The organism is Aliiglaciecola sp. LCG003 (genome assembly GCF_030316135.1).
Taxonomy (GTDB): Bacteria; Pseudomonadota; Gammaproteobacteria; order Enterobacterales; family Alteromonadaceae; genus Aliiglaciecola.
The window spans coordinates 1778126-1798329 of the sequence record NZ_CP128185.1; the positions used below are offsets into that span (position 1 = coordinate 1778126).

The 20204-nt window shown below is 41.5% G+C and carries 17 protein-coding genes; 11 read left to right on the forward strand and 6 right to left on the reverse strand.

The window, feature by feature from the left end; translation table 11 throughout:
- Positions 1-89: 89 nt before the first annotated feature.
- The 6 genes from QR722_RS07575 to QR722_RS07600 all read left to right on the forward strand — a co-directional run bounded on the left by QR722_RS07575 (position 90) and on the right by QR722_RS07600 (position 3860).
- Positions 90-521, forward strand: coding sequence for a type II toxin-antitoxin system RatA family toxin (locus QR722_RS07575; protein WP_286286772.1), 432 nt, complete (start codon positions 90-92; stop codon positions 519-521).
- Positions 518-850 carry an RnfH family protein gene (locus QR722_RS07580; RefSeq protein WP_286286773.1) on the forward strand — a complete coding sequence of 111 codons (333 nt, stop codon included), beginning with the start codon at positions 518-520 and terminating at the stop codon, positions 848-850. Before QR722_RS07575 ends, QR722_RS07580 begins: the two co-directional genes overlap by 4 nt.
- A gap of 63 nt (positions 851-913) precedes the next feature.
- Entirely contained in the window at positions 914-1837 is a 924-nt protein-coding gene (lepB, locus tag QR722_RS07585; RefSeq protein WP_286286775.1) for a signal peptidase I, read from the forward strand.
- Between the two features lie 29 nt (positions 1838-1866).
- The gene (ylqF, locus tag QR722_RS07590; RefSeq protein ID WP_286286776.1) at positions 1867-2859 is read left to right on the forward strand and encodes a ribosome biogenesis GTPase YlqF; all 993 of its coding nucleotides are present in this window, start codon (positions 1867-1869) and stop codon (positions 2857-2859) included.
- Entirely contained in the window at positions 2859-3245 is a 387-nt protein-coding gene (locus QR722_RS07595; RefSeq protein ID WP_286286778.1) for a YkgJ family cysteine cluster protein, read from the forward strand. The genes ylqF and QR722_RS07595 overlap by 1 nt, the downstream gene beginning before the upstream one ends.
- A 21-nt stretch (positions 3246-3266) precedes the next feature.
- The gene (locus tag QR722_RS07600; protein WP_286286779.1) at positions 3267-3860 is read left to right on the forward strand and encodes a rhomboid family intramembrane serine protease; all 594 of its coding nucleotides are present in this window, start codon (positions 3267-3269) and stop codon (positions 3858-3860) included.
- A gap of 25 nt (positions 3861-3885) precedes the next feature.
- Here the strand turns inward: QR722_RS07600 and QR722_RS07605 are convergent, their stop codons facing one another.
- The gene (locus QR722_RS07605) at positions 3886-5136 is read right to left on the reverse strand and encodes a response regulator (RefSeq protein ID WP_286286781.1); all 1251 of its coding nucleotides are present in this window, start codon (positions 5134-5136) and stop codon (positions 3886-3888) included.
- A 1-nt stretch (position 5137) separates the two neighbouring features.
- Positions 5138-7786: a hybrid sensor histidine kinase/response regulator gene (locus QR722_RS07610; protein WP_286286782.1), complete on the reverse strand. Its 2649-nt coding sequence runs from the start codon at positions 7784-7786 to the stop codon at positions 5138-5140.
- Positions 7787-7974: 188 nt separating this feature from the next.
- Here QR722_RS07610 and QR722_RS07615 point away from each other — a divergent pair, with 188 nt between their 5' ends.
- Positions 7975-9198 (forward strand): EAL and HDOD domain-containing protein, encoded by a 1224-nt coding sequence (locus QR722_RS07615; RefSeq protein WP_286286784.1) that lies wholly within the window; start codon positions 7975-7977, stop codon positions 9196-9198.
- A 50-nt stretch (positions 9199-9248) separates the two neighbouring features.
- On the opposite strand, the gene ppsR is transcribed toward QR722_RS07615, so the two are convergent.
- Positions 9249-10061 (reverse strand): posphoenolpyruvate synthetase regulatory kinase/phosphorylase PpsR, encoded by an 813-nt coding sequence (gene ppsR, locus QR722_RS07620; protein WP_286286787.1) that lies wholly within the window; start codon positions 10059-10061, stop codon positions 9249-9251.
- Between the two features lie 212 nt (positions 10062-10273).
- Between ppsR and ppsA the strand changes: the two genes are divergently transcribed.
- Positions 10274-12643: a phosphoenolpyruvate synthase gene (gene ppsA, locus QR722_RS07625; RefSeq protein ID WP_286286789.1), complete on the forward strand. Its 2370-nt coding sequence runs from the start codon at positions 10274-10276 to the stop codon at positions 12641-12643.
- 336 nt (positions 12644-12979) lie between these two features.
- On the opposite strand, the gene QR722_RS07630 is transcribed toward ppsA, so the two are convergent.
- Both QR722_RS07630 and QR722_RS07635 read right to left on the reverse strand, forming a co-directional pair.
- On the reverse strand, positions 12980-13198 hold the full coding sequence (locus QR722_RS07630; protein ID WP_286286792.1) for a PGPGW domain-containing protein: 219 nt from the start codon (positions 13196-13198) through the stop codon (positions 12980-12982).
- 140 nt (positions 13199-13338) lie between these two features.
- Complete coding sequence (locus QR722_RS07635) at positions 13339-14277, reverse strand: fatty acid desaturase family protein (RefSeq protein WP_286286794.1); 939 nt, start codon at positions 14275-14277, stop codon at positions 13339-13341.
- 79 nt (positions 14278-14356) lie between these two features.
- Between QR722_RS07635 and QR722_RS07640 the strand changes: the two genes are divergently transcribed.
- From QR722_RS07640 to QR722_RS07650, 3 genes are all read left to right on the forward strand, one after another.
- A complete protein-coding gene (locus QR722_RS07640) occupies positions 14357-15184 on the forward strand; it encodes a hypothetical protein (protein WP_286286796.1) in 828 nt (275 codons plus the stop codon).
- A gap of 152 nt (positions 15185-15336) precedes the next feature.
- Positions 15337-18390 (forward strand): D-2-hydroxyglutarate dehydrogenase YdiJ, encoded by a 3054-nt coding sequence (ydiJ, locus tag QR722_RS07645; RefSeq protein WP_286286798.1) that lies wholly within the window; start codon positions 15337-15339, stop codon positions 18388-18390.
- An 18-nt stretch (positions 18391-18408) separates the two neighbouring features.
- Entirely contained in the window at positions 18409-18843 is a 435-nt protein-coding gene (locus tag QR722_RS07650; RefSeq protein WP_286286799.1) for a DUF4826 family protein, read from the forward strand.
- Between the two features lie 146 nt (positions 18844-18989).
- On the opposite strand, the gene QR722_RS07655 is transcribed toward QR722_RS07650, so the two are convergent.
- Complete coding sequence (locus QR722_RS07655) at positions 18990-20150, reverse strand: cupin domain-containing protein (RefSeq protein ID WP_286286801.1); 1161 nt, start codon at positions 20148-20150, stop codon at positions 18990-18992.
- Between the last annotated feature and the right edge of the window lie 54 nt (positions 20151-20204).

Sequence of the window (20204 nt, forward strand, 5' to 3'; positions counted from 1 at the left end):
CTGTTGATAAAAATAGTTGAAATTGAAAACCTTATGGCATTTTATGATAAACTTTTAGCAATTTTAAATACTTTCCCCTAGGAGATTGAATGGCGAGTATTCATCGAAGTGCTCTGGTGGCCTTTAGCGCCGAGTCGATGTTTGATTTGGTTAATGACGTTGAGGCTTATCCGGCGTTTTTGCCTGGCTGTGCGCAAACAAAAGTATTAGAGCAGGACGAAAATTCGATGAAGGCGGCATTATTGATATCTAAAGCCGGTGTAAAGCAGTGGTTCACCACTCACAATGAATTAGCCCGCGGCCAATTTATTAATATGAGTCTAGTTGAAGGGCCTTTTTCCCATTTACAAGGCGGCTGGATGTTTACTGCGTTGTCAGATGATGCTTGTAAAATTGAACTCAAGTTGGATTTTAGTTTTTCAAGCAAGTTGGCTGAAATGGCGTTTGGCAAGGTATTTAATGCCATTGCAACTAACATGGTGAATGCATTTACTGCGCGAGCCAAAGAGGTGTATCAATGACAGATAGCCAAATAACCATTGAAGTTGCCTACGGCCTACCTACTAAACAAGCTTTGCTTAAAGTTGTGGTAGAACAGGGCACAACTGTAGAGCAAGCCATTCAAGCGTCAGGTGTAATGCGTCGTTTCCCAGAAATAGATTTAACCAGCAATAAAGTGGGTATTTGGAATCGTACCTGTAAATTAACTGATTTCCCCAAACACGGAGATCGAATTGAGATTTACCGGCCGCTAATCGCTGACCCTAAAGAAGTGCGCCGTAAACGCGCCGAAAAAGCCAAAGAAGAGGGGCGGGCCGACAAAGTAACCGGTGGACGAGTGAAATCGTGAAATCCTTTGCAACTCACCTTGTTGTTAAATTCTGCCTTAGAAGTAATTTAAGTAACTTTAATTATGTATGACCAGTTACATAAAAACACACCATGGAAGCCAACTCGTTGGATTGCTGTGATCTTAGGTGTGTTTTTACAACCTGTCGCTTTACTATATGTTGGTAAAGGGAAATGGTTTCTTGTATGTCTGTTTAGCTTAAGCGTAAGTTTAGTTGTAGCTATTAGCTATTTTGACGCTAACGCTTTTAGATATATTACGTTTGCGATAGCAATTTCATTCGGAATAATTGGCTATATTCTCGCTAAAAACTATCAACAAATAAAACGCCCCTGGTATTCTAAATGGTGGGGGATAGTTTGTAGTGTATTACTTTTTTATATAACCATATTTTTATTTCGCTCATTCTTGTATGAATCCTTTGTCGCTCCGTCTGGGTCAATGTTGCCTACCTTGAAGCCAGGTGATTATCTTTTGGTTAAAAAGTGGGGGTATGGCAAGTACGGTAGTTATGGGGTGAGCTTATTCGAATCTGAAAAAACGCAAAAACTACAGCGTGGTCAGATTATTGTATTTGAATACCCACATGATACATCATTGGATTATGTCAAACGAATTGTCGGCTTAGAAGGTGATGAAGTTTGGTTAGTAGGCAAAGAATTAGTGGTCTTGGGCGCAAACTCAACAGATAAAACAACAAGCCTGTCCACACAGCACGCTAGGGATGATTTTGAATTTAACACATTTAATTTTCAACAGGCTGAAGAGTCCTTAGATAAGAGTACTTATGAGATAATATTCATCCCCAAAAAGGTTGACAAAATATCTGCTTATTTCCCCCAAGCTGGCACTGAACTGAATCAATGGATAGTACCCGCTGGTCATGTATTCGTTATGGGTGATAATAGAGATAATAGTCTCGATAGTCGGTATTTTGGTTTTGTGCCGTTAGAAAATATTAAAGGCCCAGTGGTACTGGTCTGGTAAATAAATGATTTAATAAAGAAGGTTAATTGATGGCCATTCAATGGTATCCCGGGCATATGCATAAAGCCCAGAAAGAAATAAAAGAAGTACTTCCTAGTGTGGATTTATTGATAGAAGTACTCGATGCTCGGATCCCGTATTCCAGTGAAAACCCCGCTATTGCACAATTGCGCGGGGATAAGCCTTGTATCAAGGTGTTGAGCAAAACCGATTTGGCTGATCCTGAGTTAACCAGCCAATGGCAAGCATACTTAGAACAAGAAAAAGGCGTTAAAACCTTTCCAACTACCACTGAGCAGCCCGCTAAAATCAAACAAATTGTCGACTTGTGCCGCAAGATGTTACCTGAAAAAGATGCCAGCATTAAATCAATCAATACCATGATTGTCGGTATTCCGAATGTTGGCAAGTCGACTTTGATAAACACCTTGGCTGATCGGATCATTGCTCAAACCGGCAATGTGCCTGCGGTTACGAAATCTCAGCAAAGAATTAATATAGGCAGTGGTATCGTGTTATTTGATACCCCAGGAATCTTGTGGCCAAAAATCGAGAATCCTAATAGTAGTTATCGGCTGGCAGCGTCAGGGGCGATTAAAGATACGGCAATGGATTACGAAGATGTAGGCTTTTACGCTGCAGACTATCTAATCAAAGCCTATCCAGAGCTGATGAAAGAGCGATTCAGTTTAGATTATATTCCCGAGACGGAAATAGAGTTTCTAGAAGCTGCAGCGGGTAAACGTGGTGCCTTACGTGCAGGCGGAAGAGTTAATTTACATAAAATATGTGAAGTGCTGATCAATGAATTACGCTCCGGCAAACTAGGCCGTATTACTTTAGAAACACCGGCCATGGTCGAACAAGAAAAACGCGAGGTGGCCGACGCACATGCCGCCAAAGAAGCAGAGAAAGAACAACGTAAGCAGCGTTTTAGAGAAGGCTCAGAGACCCCAACAAAGCGGGATTTAAAAGAAGACAAACCACGTAGTAGTTCAAATCGTAAAAAGCGCAGAAGATAGTGAAATCCTGCAATCAGTGTGGCAAGTGTTGTGTAAAATACAGTGACGGTGGTTTATCGGTCACGGAACAAGAAATCGATATGTGGGTGCTCTTTCGTCCTGATATCGTCGATTATGTCAAAAATGGCAAAATTTGGCATCAACCCAAATCCGGAGAAGCCATCACACTTTGTCCTTGGCTTCGCATCGATGCAAAAAGCAAACTGTATACCTGTGATATCTACTTTGACCGACCCGATGATTGCAAATATTACCCAGTCACCATTGCGCAAATGGTTGATGATGAATGTGAAATGCTTGAGGACGGTGACTTGGTTAATGTTCCCAAAGCACAAAAGGCATTAGATATCCTGATGCAAGATAGTCGACCTCCAATGGAGCGTTAGCCACCAAGGCGTTAGATCTGAATGAAAAAATTCTACTTCCCCTATTTTTCTATTTTTATTGCCCTTGCTACCTTCATATTTTCCTGCTACGTGGCCTATCAAATCAGTGGTTCCTTGTGGGGAAAAGCCAGGATTATCTATTTAGCCGACTACGGTGGAATTAACCTAGGAGCATTGCACAGCTTAGCGTTGTGGAAGCTTTTCAGTTGCCAATTAATTCATGTTCATCAAAGCCATATGTTGCTGAACGTTTTGACCATGCTGATGCTAGCGAGTTTAATCGAACGAAAAGTCGGTGCAGTGCAGACGTTTGCCATCTGGTTTGTAGCCGGTGTGGCAGGCACAATATTTTCAAGTGTATTCACACCAGCTCCATGGGATCTTGGAACCGGAGCATCTCAAGCTGTGCTAGGGTTTGCTGGGTATGCAGTGGTGCTTAGTTATAGCAGTTTTGAGCCATCTAGATGGCTCAAATTGGCAGTTTTTATCGCCATTATCCCTGCGCTATATTTAGATGTTAACAGCGTAGGCTATGCCAAGCCTGGCCATGTGTTAAGTTTCGTGATTGGTTTGATCATGGCACTGCTTTATCTAAATAAACGTAAACCAGCATGACGTTGGTAACCCGATTGAGCAATATCTAATGTTCTAAATGGGTAAAGAACTTGGCAAAGAGCTTACTGACGGTGGCTTTATTTAGCGGTTTTATGATGTAACCTTTAGCGCCCCTTTCTAATGCATTTGCCACTGTTGATTTGTTCTTATTCCCCGAGAGCATAATAATTGGTGTATCCTGGTTCAAGCTATCGCCAGACGTTGATTGGTCAACGATGTAGATACCATTGGTATCCGGTAGGTTGACATCCATCAGCACCAGATCATATTTTTTGCTGGTTAGACATGCAAAAGCAAGCCTTCCCGTATTCGCAGTTTCTATGGTGATGGCAAAATTAGATAACAGCTTTTGCGTCAGTTGCATGCTGATAACATCATCTTCCACCAACAAGATAGAGGGACGGCTACTTTTTTCTTTTAATAATTCTTCAGGATCAACATCTTGTTGATACAAGCGGTTAAATTCGTAGGACTGTTTGGTTTTTTCAGCTTTGACGGAAGTAGATACAGCGGCACTCGGGCTAGTAACCTCCTCTTTACTCGACGGGTTTTGCTGTTCAATGTTGAGTGATTGTTCAAGCAATTGGATAGCTTTGTCTTGCAAGCGCAGTAACTCTGGCCGTATGGAGTCAGAACGGATCACCGAAAGGGTTTCTTTTAGTTTGTTGATATCCAGTTTTACCGGCTGATTTTGTTGGATTTTGAATGCGGCTGAGGCTAAGGCATTTTCTATCTCTATCACACTATGTTCAAATTCACTTTTAATTGCAGTCTTACGCTGCAATCCTTTTAAAACAGATTTCTTCAGTTTGTCATCAAATCCATCTATTTGTTCTTTATACTTTGCGCTAGATGCTTGTGAATCGCTGAGTTTTACGCCTAACTCAATAAATAAATGTTCGCAAATTAATAGAATGCGATGCATTTCGTATACAGGCCGAGACACCATGAAATCATCAATGATCCTTGCTTTATAGGCTTCATAGGCACTTTGTTCGCATTGTCTTGGGATAAGACTAACGACTCTATGCTCACAAATATCATAGTCGGCCACAGCATCTAAAGAGCGATAATAGCTTTGCAGGCTCTTTTCTAGGGTATCTCCAGTCATTAAAAATATTTTTGAGGTCTTATCGACTAGGTGCCGACAAACTTCTTTCAATAATTTACAGACGCTAACATGGGCAAAATGCTTTTTGAGCACTTGTATTACCAATTCATCACTTTCAACATCGGTAACGAACAATACAATAGAGTTTTCGCTGTTTTTAATCATGCTATTTATACTGCTCTGTTAAATAATTAATCAGTTCGTCAATTAAAGATCGCGTTGTTATCCATAGGCTTAGAATATCCTCGGATGTTAATTCTGCATTGCATTGTGCTTCAAGTTTTTCACAATATAGGCTGAGTTGGCGGGCTCCAACAATCATAGAGCTACTCTTTAAGCTATGGGCAAGCTTCCCCAATACAAGCCAGTTTTGGGTATTAGCCGCCATATTCATTTCGGCGAATACCTTGTTTAAATTTATGGCAAATTGTCGAAGATATTGAGTTTCTTCGTTTTTATCAAGCTTTCCTGCAATTTCATACAAGCAATTTAAGTCAATAACAGCGTCATTATCATACTCGGTTAAATCCTCCTCAAACTCAGATTCATCGATAAAGAAATCGCTATCAATAATCACTGCATTAGCAGTTGTAGATGTAACCTTGGTCGTTGAGGCAGAGGCCGGAATTGTATCGGACTTTTTAATGGATTCGCAGTAATGCTTAATTAAACTTGAGAGCTCTTTAAGTATCAGCGGCTTCATGAGTATTTTATCTGCACCAGCGGCTAAACATTCGTCTCTACAGCGCTGGGTTTTGTCCGCTGTCAGAATGATCATTGTGGCTGGGCTTCTATTTTCAGCCTGCTCGCACTCTCGCAAAATACTAATTAATTCGGCGCCTGAAACCCCAGGCATCTGAAAGTCACTAATGACCAAGTCAAAATGTTGTTGTTCAAAAAATATCATTCCATCTTCAGCTGACATTGCAAAATTTGCTTCAATTTTGAGGGTTTCAAATTGGCGTTTAAGCACATACATATTATCTTCATTGTCTTCAACTACCAAGGCTCTGATGGTTGAGCTAGGCTGGATCGGTGCAATGAAAATGGCATCTTCAATTTGTTGTGCTTTTTGACGTCCGTTTAATAGCAACATCAACTCTTCTAAACGAAGTGGGGTTCGGTGAACCTCAATATATTTAGTCTGATCATGCTCATCTATAGTGTCTTTGATAAGTGCCATTTGGGATTGACTAAGGTGTTGATAATCATCATTTTGTTGCAAAATCTGGGGGTTGATACAGAATATTTCATGTTCTTTTAGGGTGTGGGGAAGGGCCTCATAGTATTGGGTTGAAAACTGAAGGATTTCAGCATACATAGTTAAAACCTGATGAAATCCTCTATCGTTACTACTGACTATGCGATCACCAGCTTTAGGTATAACTAAATCTGTCAACTCACAGGGACCGCAAGCTTCCAAAGGTAACTGCACGATAAACTCTGACCCTTCTCCTAGGTTACTGTTGACATAAATATCTCCTTTCATGAGTTGGCATATTTTATGACAAATGCTTAGCCCTATGCCTGTTCCGCCATATAAACGGTGAATGGATTGATTGGCTTGGGAAAATCGCGCAAAGATAGCCGTCTGTTCGGATTTTGCTATGCCTATTCCGTTATCTTTGACACTAAATTCACAGTAGCCTGTCAGCTCATTCTGGGTAACTTGTAACATTAGCGTTGGCTGAGGGTTTTGATTAAATTTCAGTCCATTGCTGATTAAGTTGGAGAGTACTTGATCTAATCTTACATCATCAACTCGCACCTCTTTAGGTAACTTGGGATCCAAAAATAGCATCAAGTCAATGTCTCTGGTTTTAGCCTGTCCGCTGAAATTTTCAATGATGGATTCGCATAGTTTGCGCAAGTTTGTTCTAGTGGTAAGGAGTTCGACTTTTTGAGCATCGAATTTGGTGAAATCTAGCACATCATTGACTAGTCGCAGTAACGAAGCGGCACTTTGGCGCATGCGTTTAATATATTCATGTGAACTGAATATCTGATCAAGCATACACAAGTCGACCAATCCAATAATGGCATTTAATGGTGTGCGCACTTCATGACTCATCGCCGCCATAAAATTACTTTTGGCCTTGCTCAACTCAGTGGCTTCTTGAAAAGCGCTTTCCAGTTGTTCATTGAGTTCTTTAAATTTGGATTCATTGATAAACAGTCCAATCCTTTCGCTACTTAAGGTAATGCTGTCTCTATATTGATAAAATTGACCGTTGGGTAAGGTAAAGGAGGCAGAAAATGACTCTTTGCAATTATGCTTCTTGCGCAATAAACGAAATACTTTTTGTTGCAACCTTAGCTCTTGGGGAAAAATGTATTGAACTATTTTGGTAATAATCCCCAGCACATTCATATCCTCTTCAACTGCATCACGCACAATCGGAAAGATAGTTTGAAATTGCTCATTGGTTAAATCAATCATCCCGTCATGATCACAGATGATAATAGCATCTGACATCTGATCTATGGCACTCACAAGGTTATGGTAACGTTTTGCAAGTGCAGAGGGTTTGGACGAAGCGATCTTTATTAAACTCCTGCCATGGGCCATTGGCATGGCGGTAAGTAATTTTTCGGAACTGCCTAAATGCCAATAAACCAGCTCTTGATCACCAAATAGCAAGGGTTTTGCTTGTTTAAGCAATGAGTCGGTTTCATTCATTAACAGCGTGTCTTGGCAAAAGGCCTTGTTTAATGAAACTAAATTACCGATTTCATCAACCACCATTACGGGATGTTTAAACAGGTCAATTAGTGATTGTCCCTGAGCTTGGTCAATTACATTCTGTGTACTCATGTATCTACTTATAATTTAGGGAATATGACGTTTACAACAGTATAGACTAGAATAATAATGGGTTAGTTAATATGCCCTTGTACAACTAATATAGATTATTAATAATTTTTCTAATGCGATACAATAGCCACAATATAGCTTTGTCCATGACTACAATTAGTCGACCAAATCATCAGGAGTTTTACAGCATGGAGCAAACCGTCTTACTTGCAAGACAGCCGGTTTTTGATGTTAACAATCGCATGTTTGCCTGTGAAATTCTGTATCGCGGGACCTTGTTGGAATCACCCGAAAAGAATCGTAATTCTCAAGCTACCCGAGAGGTGTTGGTTAACGCCTGTACCAGCGTGTTAAATGACAACATCAATTTAGGTTTACCGATGTTGATAAATATCGATGAAGAATTCTTGTTAAGCGACCAGTTTTTTCCTGTGGCCCCCCAGAACCTTATCTTTGAGATTTTAGAAACGGTGCCAACCACCGAGGAAATATTGAATAAAATTAGAATGTTAAGAAGACAGGGGTTTGAGTTTGCCTTGGATGATTATGTCCTAGAGTCGTCAAAGATACCGTTTTTCAAATATCTTAAAATAATCAAAGTAGATATTTTAGCCGTCAATATGCCAGCCCTGAAAAAGGTAATGACCAAGCTAAAAAGCACAGGTTGCATGTTGCTGGCCGAAAAAGTTGAAAGTTTAGAAGTTTATGAAGAGTGTAAAGCCTTAGGGTTTGATCTCTTTCAAGGCTATTATCTAGAGCGCCCAACACAGGTGGAAGGCAAAAAGATCGGTGCAAGTCAGCAGACTGCGCTACGTTTGGTCTCAGAGCTAAGTCGTCAGGATATTGAAGTGGCAGAGGTGGCTGAACTGATCTCTCAAGATCCGATCCTAACCTTGAAGATATTGTCATTAATCAACTGCCCACTCTATCAGCTGGTCAGAGATGTCAATTCTGTCAGAGACGCAGTTATCATTCTTGGCCTAAGAGTGGTTAAACAATGGGCGATGATTTTGACTCTAGTAGCAGAATCTAATCGCCCACTTGAATTGTTTCGAACCTTATTAACTAGGGCAAAAACCCTAGAGTTATATAGCCAAACAAAGTCAGATCAACAACATAAATTGGATGCCTCTGAGTGCTTCTTAGTGGGCATACTTTCCGGTATTGATGCGGTGTTAGAGGCAAGCTTAGAGAACATTCTTGAACATTTGAAACTAAACCAAGAGATTAAATTGGCGCTATTATCGCAAAACAATGATCTGGGTATTATGCTTAAAAATAGCATTGGCATTGAACGCTTCGACAGTCATATTTTCGAGACGTTATCCAATCAAGAAATATGCAGCTACAATCGATGTTATCGTAAAGCCCTTGCATGGGCCGACGAAGTTTTGAGTTATCTACCTGCTTAAGGATTAACTGTTTTATTTCAGTTAACCCAAGTTTGAAGGGGAACCCGCCTTTAATATTTTCTTCGTTGTAAACCCGTTTCGGCTAAAATTTTGGCGGACATTTCTTCAATTGAAAACTTGGTACTGTTGAGAAAGGGGATTTTTTCCTTTCGGTAAAGGTTTTCAACTTCTCTTAGTTCCATTCGGCATTGTTGCATAGATGCGTAGCGGCTGTTTGGGCGACGCTCAGAACGAATTTGATGTAACCTTTCTGGCATGATGGTCAGGCCAAACAGTTTCTTTTTGAAACGCTTAAGGGCAGGGGGAATTTTTAGTACGTCGCCCATATCTTCTTCAGTGAAGGGATAATTTGCTGCTTTTATGCCGTATTGTAATGCTAGATAAAGGCTAGTTGGGGTTTTGCCTGAGCGAGAAACCCCACACAAGATAATATCAGCCTCATGATAATCTTTAACATTTGAACCATCATCGTTGGCAAGGGCATAGTTAACCGCATCAATTCGAATATCATAGGTTTTTTCATGAATACTATGGGTACGATGTTTTTCCGGCATCGAAGGCACACCTAAAGCCTTTTCTAAGGGCGCTACAAACTGATCTAAAAAGTTATAATTAATCCCCACAGACTTAGATATCATTTTACGAACATCGGTATTTACGATGGTATAGAAAACTAAAGGTCGTTGGCCGCTTTCACGAAAACTTTCAGAAATTTTCAATAACACTTTTTCGGCCTGTTGTTCAGTTTCTACGAAAGGAATAGTTTGATGTTTGAATTCTACGGTGAAAAGAGACAGCAAAGCGTGGCCGAACACCTCTGCTGTAATGGCTGTACCATCGGATATATAAAAAGCTGAGCGCACTACAATTCCTTAACAAATGTTGTAATTTTATTACAGAAAGAAATTAAATTTTACTTTCTTGTTTACACCATTCTAAAATCTCTGACGCAAAAAGCCAGAAGGTGAACACAATTAAATTTCCGCACCAATCTGAAGACTTATTTTGCATTAAACAAAACGATTTTAAACGCTAATTTAGCGCGTATCTGAACATAATGTAGAGGGCAACAATAGTGCAAGAATATGTACTTTGGTATGAGCAATTGGGGATGGATGATGTAAGTCGTGTCGGCGGCAAAAATGCATCATTGGGTGAAATGATATCTAACCTTGCCAGCGCAGGAGTTCAAGTTCCAGGAGGATTTGCAACTACCGCTTATGCATTTAATGAATTTTTAGAACAAAGTGGATTAGAAGCTAAAATACATAAAGTGCTAGATGCACTTGATGTGGAAGATATTGCCGCGCTTAATGAAGCCGGGGCAACGATTCGTAATTGGATTATTGAAACGCCTTTCCAACCTAAATTAGAACAAGAAATTAAAACTGCTTTTGAAAAGTTGCAGGGTGACGCAGGTGATCAAGCTTCTTTTGCGGTACGTTCATCTGCCACTGCAGAAGATATGCCTGACGCCTCCTTTGCCGGCCAACAGGAAACCTTCTTAAATGTAAAAGGCTATAGATCGGTTTTAGTCGCTATCAAGCATGTGTTCGCATCTTTGTTTAATGACCGTGCCATCTCTTATCGTGTTCACCAAGGTTATGACCATAAAGGTGTAGCCCTGTCTGCTGGTATTCAGCGAATGGTGCGCAGTGACGTAGCATCCTCCGGCGTAATGTTCACCATAGATACTGAATCTGGTTTCGAAGATGTGGTATTTATCACTTCATCTTACGGTTTGGGTGAAATGGTGGTTCAAGGGGCGGTTAACCCTGACGAATTCTATGTGCATAAACCAACATTAGATCGTGGCTTTCCCGCTATTGTGCGCCGCAATCTAGGGAGTAAATTAATCAAAATGATTTACTCTGAAGACACTTCCCATGGTAAGCAAGTTGATATTGTCGATGTTGACAAGAGTCAAAGTATGTCTTTTTCTATCAATGATGAAGAAATCATGGATCTGGCCCGTCAAGCGCAAATCATTGAAAAGCATTACCAGCGTCCGATGGATATTGAATGGGCAAAAGATGGAACTGATGGCAAGCTTTATATCGTTCAAGCTCGCCCAGAGACTGTGCGCTCCCGTGAAGATATCCAGGTAATTGAGAGCTTTCAGTTAAAAGGTAAAGCGAAAGTGGTTACTGAAGGTCGTGCCATTGGTCATAAAATCGGTGCAGGTGTAGCCAAAGTGCTCGGCTCGATTGATGAAATGGGCAAAATCCAACCGGGGGATGTATTAGTTACTGACATGACAGACCCTGACTGGGAACCTATCATGAAAAAAGCCTCGGCGATTGTCACCAACCGTGGTGGTAGGACCTGTCACGCCGCAATCATCGCTCGTGAACTAGGGATCCCTGCTGTGGTGGGTTGTGGGAATGCGACCCATAGTATCGAAACAGGCGATATCATCACAGTGTCTTGTGCCGAAGGCGATACCGGTTATATATATGATGCCAAATTAGATTTTGACGTTGTAACATCACGTATTGATTCGATGCCAGAGATCCCTTTAAAAGTCATGATGAACGTGGGTAACCCTGATCGTGCTTTTGATTTCGCCCGTTTACCCCATTCAGGGGTAGGCTTAGCGCGCTTAGAATTTATTATCAATCGTATGATTGGTGTGCATCCCAAAGCCTTGCTAGATTTTGACAATCAAGATGACGAACTAAAACAAGAGATTTCGGAAATGATGGCCGGCTATGCTTCTCCTGTTGAGTTTTATATTGAGAAATTGGTTGAGGGTATCTCGACGATCGCGTCTGCATTTTCTCCAGAGAAAGTCATCGTTAGAATGTCAGACTTCAAATCAAATGAGTACTTCAATTTGGTTGGCGGCTTTCAATATGAGCCGGACGAAGAAAACCCAATGTTGGGTTTCCGCGGAGCCAGTCGTTATATTTCTGAAGATTTCCGTGAATGTTTTGCCCTCGAATGCGAAGCCATTAAACGAGTCAGAAATAAAATGGGTCTAACGAACGTTGAAATCATGATCCCATTTGTGCGCACACTTGGTGAAGGCGAGAAGGTGATTGAACTTCTTGCAGAGCAAGGTTTGGTGCGTGGCGAGAATGGCCTGCGGGTTATCATGATGTGTGAATTGCCGTCTAACTGTTTGTTAGCCGATCAATTCCTCGATATTTTTGATGGCTTCTCTATTGGTTCAAATGACTTAACTCAGTTAACTCTTGGTCTTGATAGGGATTCGGGTTTGATTGCTCATTTATTTGATGAGCGAGATCCTGCGGTTAAAGCACTGTTGAGCATGGCAATTAAAGCGGCCAAGAAGCGTGGTAAATATGTAGGCATCTGTGGGCAGGGACCATCTGATCATGAAGATTTGGCTGCATGGTTGGTAGAGCAGGGCATCGACAGTGTCTCGCTTAATCCTGATACCGTAGTCGAGACTTGGTTATATCTAGGCGAAAAGCACTAAGCTTTACCATTTTTGAGTTTCAAAAGGCCATCATCTTATGGCCTTTTTTATTACTGCAACCTGATAGCGCTCATTGGTGACCTTAACCTTCATGGTTGATGTGTTAGCAAGGGCTGCAACTCTCAAATTGCCGTTGCTACTGCAATTGGGTTGAGTGTTGGATAGGATTTCCGTGCTTCCATTTTCAGCGGTGTGCAGCTTGATGAGGCAGCTAGCTTGCTACTAATATCCTTACCATTAATGTTGTTTAGAAGAAAGTCTAGATAGTCACTATGTCTGTAAACGTAAAATGCCGCTCTAGAAGCGGCATTTTTGATCTTTATCGATGAAAAAATATTAGCGTAGGCGACGGTTTAGCATTAATCGGTCTAATTTGCGTGCCCCTGATGCCATCATAGATTGGCACTTACGCAACCAATTCCTAGCGACGGGTAAATCGTAACTTAATACCACAAGACCGCTCAATAAAAATAGAGACGAGCCGGGCAAGATGGCAAAGACGACGCCTGCAGCCGTTAAGATTGCGCCCAGTGTGATACGCATATACTTGATCATTGGTGTTATCTTCCTTTTAAACCAGCTTGATTCAACATAGATATTATTTGTCGATGTACGGCATAGTATAGCTAAAAAGGTATTTCAGTGTGTATTTCCTTGTAACAAGGTATGTGTAGAGCCTGTAGCTGAAAAAAGAGCTAACTAAGATGACTCACAGATGACGCTGCGTGGATATGACTTCCAGAGCTACCGTATTTATCTGACACACAGGCTTTTAGGACCTGGATATAGTTTTTAGCAATACAATTATAGCCGTCATACATGCCCCGTTGTTTAAAAAGTGCATGGGCTTTGTTTAAATTTTGCGCGGGAATATTTTGATGGATGTGGTGTTCAAGGTGGTAGTTAACATTGTTTGGCGCCACCAATAACCGCTCCAAAAGATTGGCATAGGTGGTTCGTGTGTTCATACGAGGATCTTTATCCAAACTTTCTGGCACAGCACCATGTTCACCCATAATACGCAATCGGCTCATCAGTGGGTAAAAGAACACATAAGCACACCAAAAAATGCTATAGGCCAGTAGTTCATCCATCCCTATCAAAATGAATAGCAGGCCAGTGTGCAATATTAGCGAAGGTAAACGTTTTTGCCAATTCGAGACCTTTATTTGATAAACCAGCTCTTTTATCCCGTTGATACCGCTGATATCTCTGAATAATTTTCGTTTCATACTAGCTCGCGTCGCAGGATAATTTTGCACAAAAATACGATCAGGATCCTTTTCAGTGCCAGCCAACTGATGATGGCGCAAATGCCCTTTTCGAAATTCATCAAAATCAACTAAGATTAATCCGCCGAGCAACCAACGACCTACGGCTCTGTTAAGCCAAGCCGACTTGAACAAGGTCCCGTGCCCCGCGTCATGATTAAGGATGGCAATACCCAAAATTCGCCCAGCGATGATGCATGCTGCCAGTATATAAGTCAGAACATTAGGGAATAGTATGAACACTAGCAAGGCGGCACTAATCAATGCATAATTCACTAGAACACGGTACCATCCAACAGCATTAGAGGATTGGCACAGAGTCTTCATTTCTTCAGATGTAACAAAGTCAGATAGTCGCAACACACTATTTACCTATTTATATGAGCTAGATGTAATATAGGTAATTTATAACAAAAAATAAATAAAAAGAAAGTATTTAGTTATGTTTTTAACTTATGACATTGCCCAACAGAAGTTAGTCGCCGATAGTGCAGACAAAAAAATATTGGAATTTTTGAGTGCCATCAGAGGTTTTCAGAATGACCAAATGAAAAGTTTGAATGCAAAACAACTGCTTATAATCGCACAAAGGCTTGGTTTGACTGAAGCTTCAGTCCGCATGGCACTCTCAAGGCAGACCAAACAAGGCAAGTTACTGCGGGTTAAAGGCCGCTATATGTTGGCCAGCAGTCAAAAAGAATATTTATTGCCACGATTTTGGTTAGACATTAAATCGCGATCTATTGATTGGCAAGGTGATTGGTTGCTGGTAAACGTAGCATCACAAAAGTTGGGAGCGACTGTGTCACGCAGACTATCTGTCAAAGCAGAGCTTTTAGGTTTAAAATACATACCCGCGTTAGGGTGGATCAGGCCTAATAATCTACTTAATTTGCGTGAAGAAGTACTCTATCATTTTCAACAATTTGTTGATGAATCGAATATCCTGATTGCTCAATTGGCTCACATTAGCCCCGAATGGGAGCAGCAATTTTGTTCAAATTGGTCACCGCAGGCATTGAACCAGTTCTATCAAAACAGTGTCAAGTTCATGCAGACCGAGATAAGCAACATGACCAATCTCGACGATGACCAAGTGTTGATTAGAAGCTTTACTATTGGTCGGCTATTGGTGGAATATTTATCCAAAGACCCTTGGTTACCCGAGCGGTTAATTGATTTACAAGCACGCTCAGAATTAGTTAATGAGGCAAGCAAACTCTACCAGCTAATCAAGCCTGCATGGATGAACGTTTTGGTAAACCGTTAAAATCAATAACCCTTAAACCTAGCAGTGGATGAAAATTAATAACCACTGAGGTGATATATACATTTCGAACCATTTGCTGGTTGGCAGTAATAGCTTTGATTGTGCTAATCGGTATAATACGACCATTCGATCAAATCAGTTAAGTTGTGGCGATGTTACCAAGTCTTGACCCTCGAGCTCTTCTAGAACAACAGTATCAAACATTCTTAGACGCTTTGGCAGAAGCTGGATTCAAAGGGGATATTGAAACCGGTTATTCAAACCGTCTTGCGGTGGCAACTGATAACTCGATCTATCAAAAATTACCCCAAGCCGTTATTTTGCCTAAATCTACTGAAGATTTGTGTTTAATTGGTCGAGTAGCGAATCAATTTAACAGTGTGAAATTCAGTGCCAGAGGCGGGGGTACAGGTACTAACGGTCAATCTCTGACCAGTGGAATTGTTGTTGATGTGTCTAGACATATGAACAACATTTTGGAAATCAACTCGCAGCAGGGCTGGGTTAGAGTTCAAGCCGGTGTAGTAAAAGATCAACTCAATGATGCACTCAAACCTTTAGGTTTTTTCTTTGCCCCCGATTTATCCACCAGTAACAGAGCCACTATTGGTGGCATGATTAGTACTGATGCGTCAGGGCAAGGTTCCTTGGTGTACGGCAAAACCAGCGATCATGTGCTTGGCCTCACGTCGGTTTTAGCCGATGGCACCTTGTTGTGCAGTGAACCCACTGCAATTGCAGATAGCAAGTTATTAGCCGAAGGAGAGGGGCGCGTAGCGCAAATAACCAAACAATTATTAGATACCTGTGTAGGAATGCGTGAAGAAATAATAGCCAAATTTCCGCGCCTAAATCGGTTTCTTACCGGTTATGATTTAGAGCATACCCTGAGTACTGACCTATCTACCCTTGATATCAGTCGTATTATTACCGGCTCAGAAGGCTCTTTAGCCTTTGTTGCTGAGGCAAAACTTAATATAACCCCGATTGCAAAGCACACCGCTTTAGTAAATATTAAGTATGATTCATTTGAATCAGCCCTTCGTCATGCGCCCCATATGGTGGCAGCCAACGCCACATCAGTTGAGACAGTAGACAGCAAGGTACTCAATCTAGCCAGACAAGACATAATTTGGCACTCGGTGAAAGATTTAATTGAAGATGTACCAGGCAAAGAAATGCTTGGCCTGAATATGGTTGAGTACAACAGTAATAATCAAGCCGAAATTGAATTGAAGATTGCCCAATTGAGTCAAAGCTTAGAGCGTTCTGCGGAGAAGGGCGAGCATGGCGTTATCGGTTTTCAACTCACCTATGATACATCTGAAATCAGTAAAATTTACGCTATGCGTAAAAAGTCTGTGGGTCTATTGGGTAAAGCAAATGGTTGGCAAAAACCAATCGCCTTCGCTGAGGATACCGCGGTACCGCCAGAAAATTTAGCCGACTTTATTATGGAGTTTCGCGCGCTGCTTGATGAAAAAGGATTGCATTACGGAATGTTTGGTCATGTCGATGCCGGGGTGTTGCATGTTCGCCCAGCACTGGATATGTGTGATTTAGAACAGCAAAAAATGATGCAGGAAATTTCAGACGAAGTCGTCGCACTAGTGGCTAAATATGGCGGCCTAATGTGGGGCGAACACGGTAAGGGCTATCGTAGCGAATATGTACCGGCCTTTTTTGGTGAGGTGCTATATACCGAACTGCGTAAAATTAAAGGCGCCTTTGACCCGTATAATAAAATGAATCCCGGCAAAATATGTACTCCACTTGATTCAGACGAAACCGTCGTAAAAGTGTCTGATTTAAAAAGGGGGGATTTAGACAGGCAAATACCCATTCAGGTGCGTAATGCTTTTGAGCCGGCGATGAGCTGCAACGGAAATGGCCTGTGTTATAACTATGACACCACATCTCCTATGTGTCCCTCTAGCAAAATTACCAAGGATCGCCGCCATAGTCCAAAAGGGCGGGCAGGCATGATTCGAGAATGGCTTAGGTTATTGAGTCAAAATAATGTAGATGTGATTGAGCTAGAAAAAAATGAGCAGCCATTGTCTTGGTTTGAACGAATGCAAAACACTCGGTTTAAAACAAAGCATGTTGATTTTTCACATGAAGTTTTAGAGGTGATGGAAGGCTGCCTTGCCTGCAAAGCTTGTGCGAACCAGTGTCCGGTGAATGTTGATGTTCCCAGTTTTCGTGCCCGCTTTCTAGCAATGTACTATCAGCGGTATTTGCGTCCCGCTAAAGATCACCTGGTGGCCAATATAGAAATCATGGCACCACTGATGGCTAAAGCGCCTGCTATAATTAATTTATTCCAACGCCAGAGTTGGCTGCAAAAGCTTATTAAGCGCAGTGTTGGCTACGTCGATGCGCCGTTATTATCAAATCCACCTTTAGCTAGTCGTTTGTCGAATAAACTGCTGATGCCTTTTGATATGCATACCCTTAGCAATTTATCTGCTCAACGCAAAGCAAAAACTATCCTAATCGTTCAAGATCCATTCACTAGTTTTTACGAAGCTGAGGTGGTGGAGGATTTAATTTTATTCTTAGATAAACTTGGGTTTAATCCGGTCTTATTGCCATTCAGACCTAATGGTAAACCACAACACGTCAAAGGCTTTTTAACGAGATTTGCTAAGACCGCGGCCAATACTGCGCAATTTCTAAATCAAGTGAATGAGTTGGACATTCCGATGGTCGGTATCGACGGCTCTTTAGTATTGTGTTACCGCGACGAGTACGCAAAAATACTAGGGACTAAAAGAGGTGAATTTAAGGTTCAACTAGTCAATGAATGGTTGGTTCAACAGCACCCTTTAATTGAATCGTTTTTGCATGAACAGCAACTTAGCCAGTCAACAAGAGAGTTTACGCTCTTGTCCCACTGTACTGAGAAAACAGCCGTACCGGTTAATGACGCCCAATGGAAAACAATTTTCGCATGGTTTGGTTTAACGGTTAACGCCAAGGCAGTAGGCTGCTGTGGAATGGCTGGTACCTTTGGCCACGAACTATCCCACTACCAAGAATCACAAGGTATTTATAACTTGAGTTGGAAGGGGGCGGTTGAAACAACAGATAAAGATACAATATTAGCTACAGGATACTCTTGTCGAAGTCAGGTAGCGCGGTTCGAATCGTTCAAGCCCTGTCATCCAGTGCAAGCATTGTTAAATTACATACAAGAATAATAACTAAATAGGAATTTTATGACAGAACAAACTTCGCAAATGAGCAAAGAAGAAATGGGGCAATGGGTCCGTTCACAGTTTCAGCGCGCCAATAAACATTTGGCTGAAAATGGTATAATTTTTGATTCTGTGGTGACTGAAGAAAGTCGATATTTAGCCCCGGTAGTCGCACTTTGGAAAATTAAAACCACAGATAATCGCTATTACTGGGTTATAAGCGGTGATTTACCCGTCGATTTTATGCCCTACGAAAACGAAAAAAATGCCCGTGATGTGCTGCGCCGTTTTTCTTTCAGTTGGCAGCTCAAAGCGGAGAATTTACAAAATAGTGATAGTCTAGATCAAACCCAAAAGGACTTCTGTGACTTACTTGTTTCACGGGCCGAGGGTTTGTATCAAATGTACGAAAAAGAATCCTTATGGCAAGAAGTGCCAGGGGGAAAGTCGAAGTAAAAGGCAAATGTAAGCACCTCCAATTAATGCTTCTGACGATTTGGGCGTTAATTGGGTGGTGACTTTGGCAGATCTTACCGACAAAATTTGTATTCCTATTCGACTATGCCGTCGGGTTGAGCTTATGTTGCACAACCGCTTTGACTTTATTCCTGCTGTTCAAACCAGCCCCCCGCATTCACTAATTGAGATAAAAACTGGCTGAAGAAGACATCTTCATTGAGCTTGAGTAGGTGATGTCTGTCTAGATACTCTAGTTCAAGCATTGTTGTGGCTTGGGCCAATTGTAGGTCGCTTACCACAATCTTATGTTGGTTTACCCATATCAGATGTCGCTGCGAATCCTCATTTTGGTCTTTGAGAATGACAACTCTGCGATCAGGACTTGGCCAAAATTGAACGTCACACTGAAGCAAATGTTCGATTTGTTGTGGGGTAAACTCATCATCCTTACCTATTGATTCGTTTGTGTCTACCTGACTAGTAAAAAAGTGGCCTAAAAAGTCATCAAAGTGGGATGAATTGAGCATGGCTTGGCACATGTTCCGCAGCCGTTGCTTTTCTAACTGGGATAATTCGAATTGATTAGCCCGGACTTGTAAATCAGGATCAGTATAGCGTTGTTGAAATAGGTTATGCTCCTGTGCAAAATCGGCTAGTCCAAGTAACAACTCTTGTTGGGTTGGAGCCCTAAGACCAACTGAATAATTTAAACACTCTGATAAAGCCACGCCATTATGGGGAAATCCTGGGGGAATATAAATGATATCTCCAGGGTGAAGTACTTCATCGATAATAGGTTTGAAACCACTAATCTGAGTTAAGTCTTTACTCGGGTATATACAGGGGTAATCACCTAGTGGACCAACTTGCCAGCGGCGTTGACCTTTACCTTGGACAATAAATACATCATATTGGTCTAGGTGAGGACCGACGCCTGCTCCCTCAACTGAAAAACTGACCATCAGATCTTCAACTCGCCATTTGGGGATGAAGTTAAACGCATTTAACAGCGCTTCAGCTGGCGTTAAATACTGATCTACACCTTGGACCAATAAAGACCATGCACCTATGCAGTGCTGTTCAAAATCCTCAATAGGACCCTGTTGTACCGTCCATTTATCACCTTGATTGACAACTATTCTAGAATCTACCATTTCCTCTTGGGCTAAACCGGCTAATTCGTTTTCATCAAGAGGATCAATAAAATCCACAAAGCCATTGCGGATAATTACTGGCTGCTTCTGCCAATATTGATCCAGGAATTGTTGGGGATCTGCCAAGTTTAGTAAGTATTTCAATTGCATGATTATATCAATCCTGGGTTATATGAGCCGGTATTCTGGGCAATATGCGCCAGC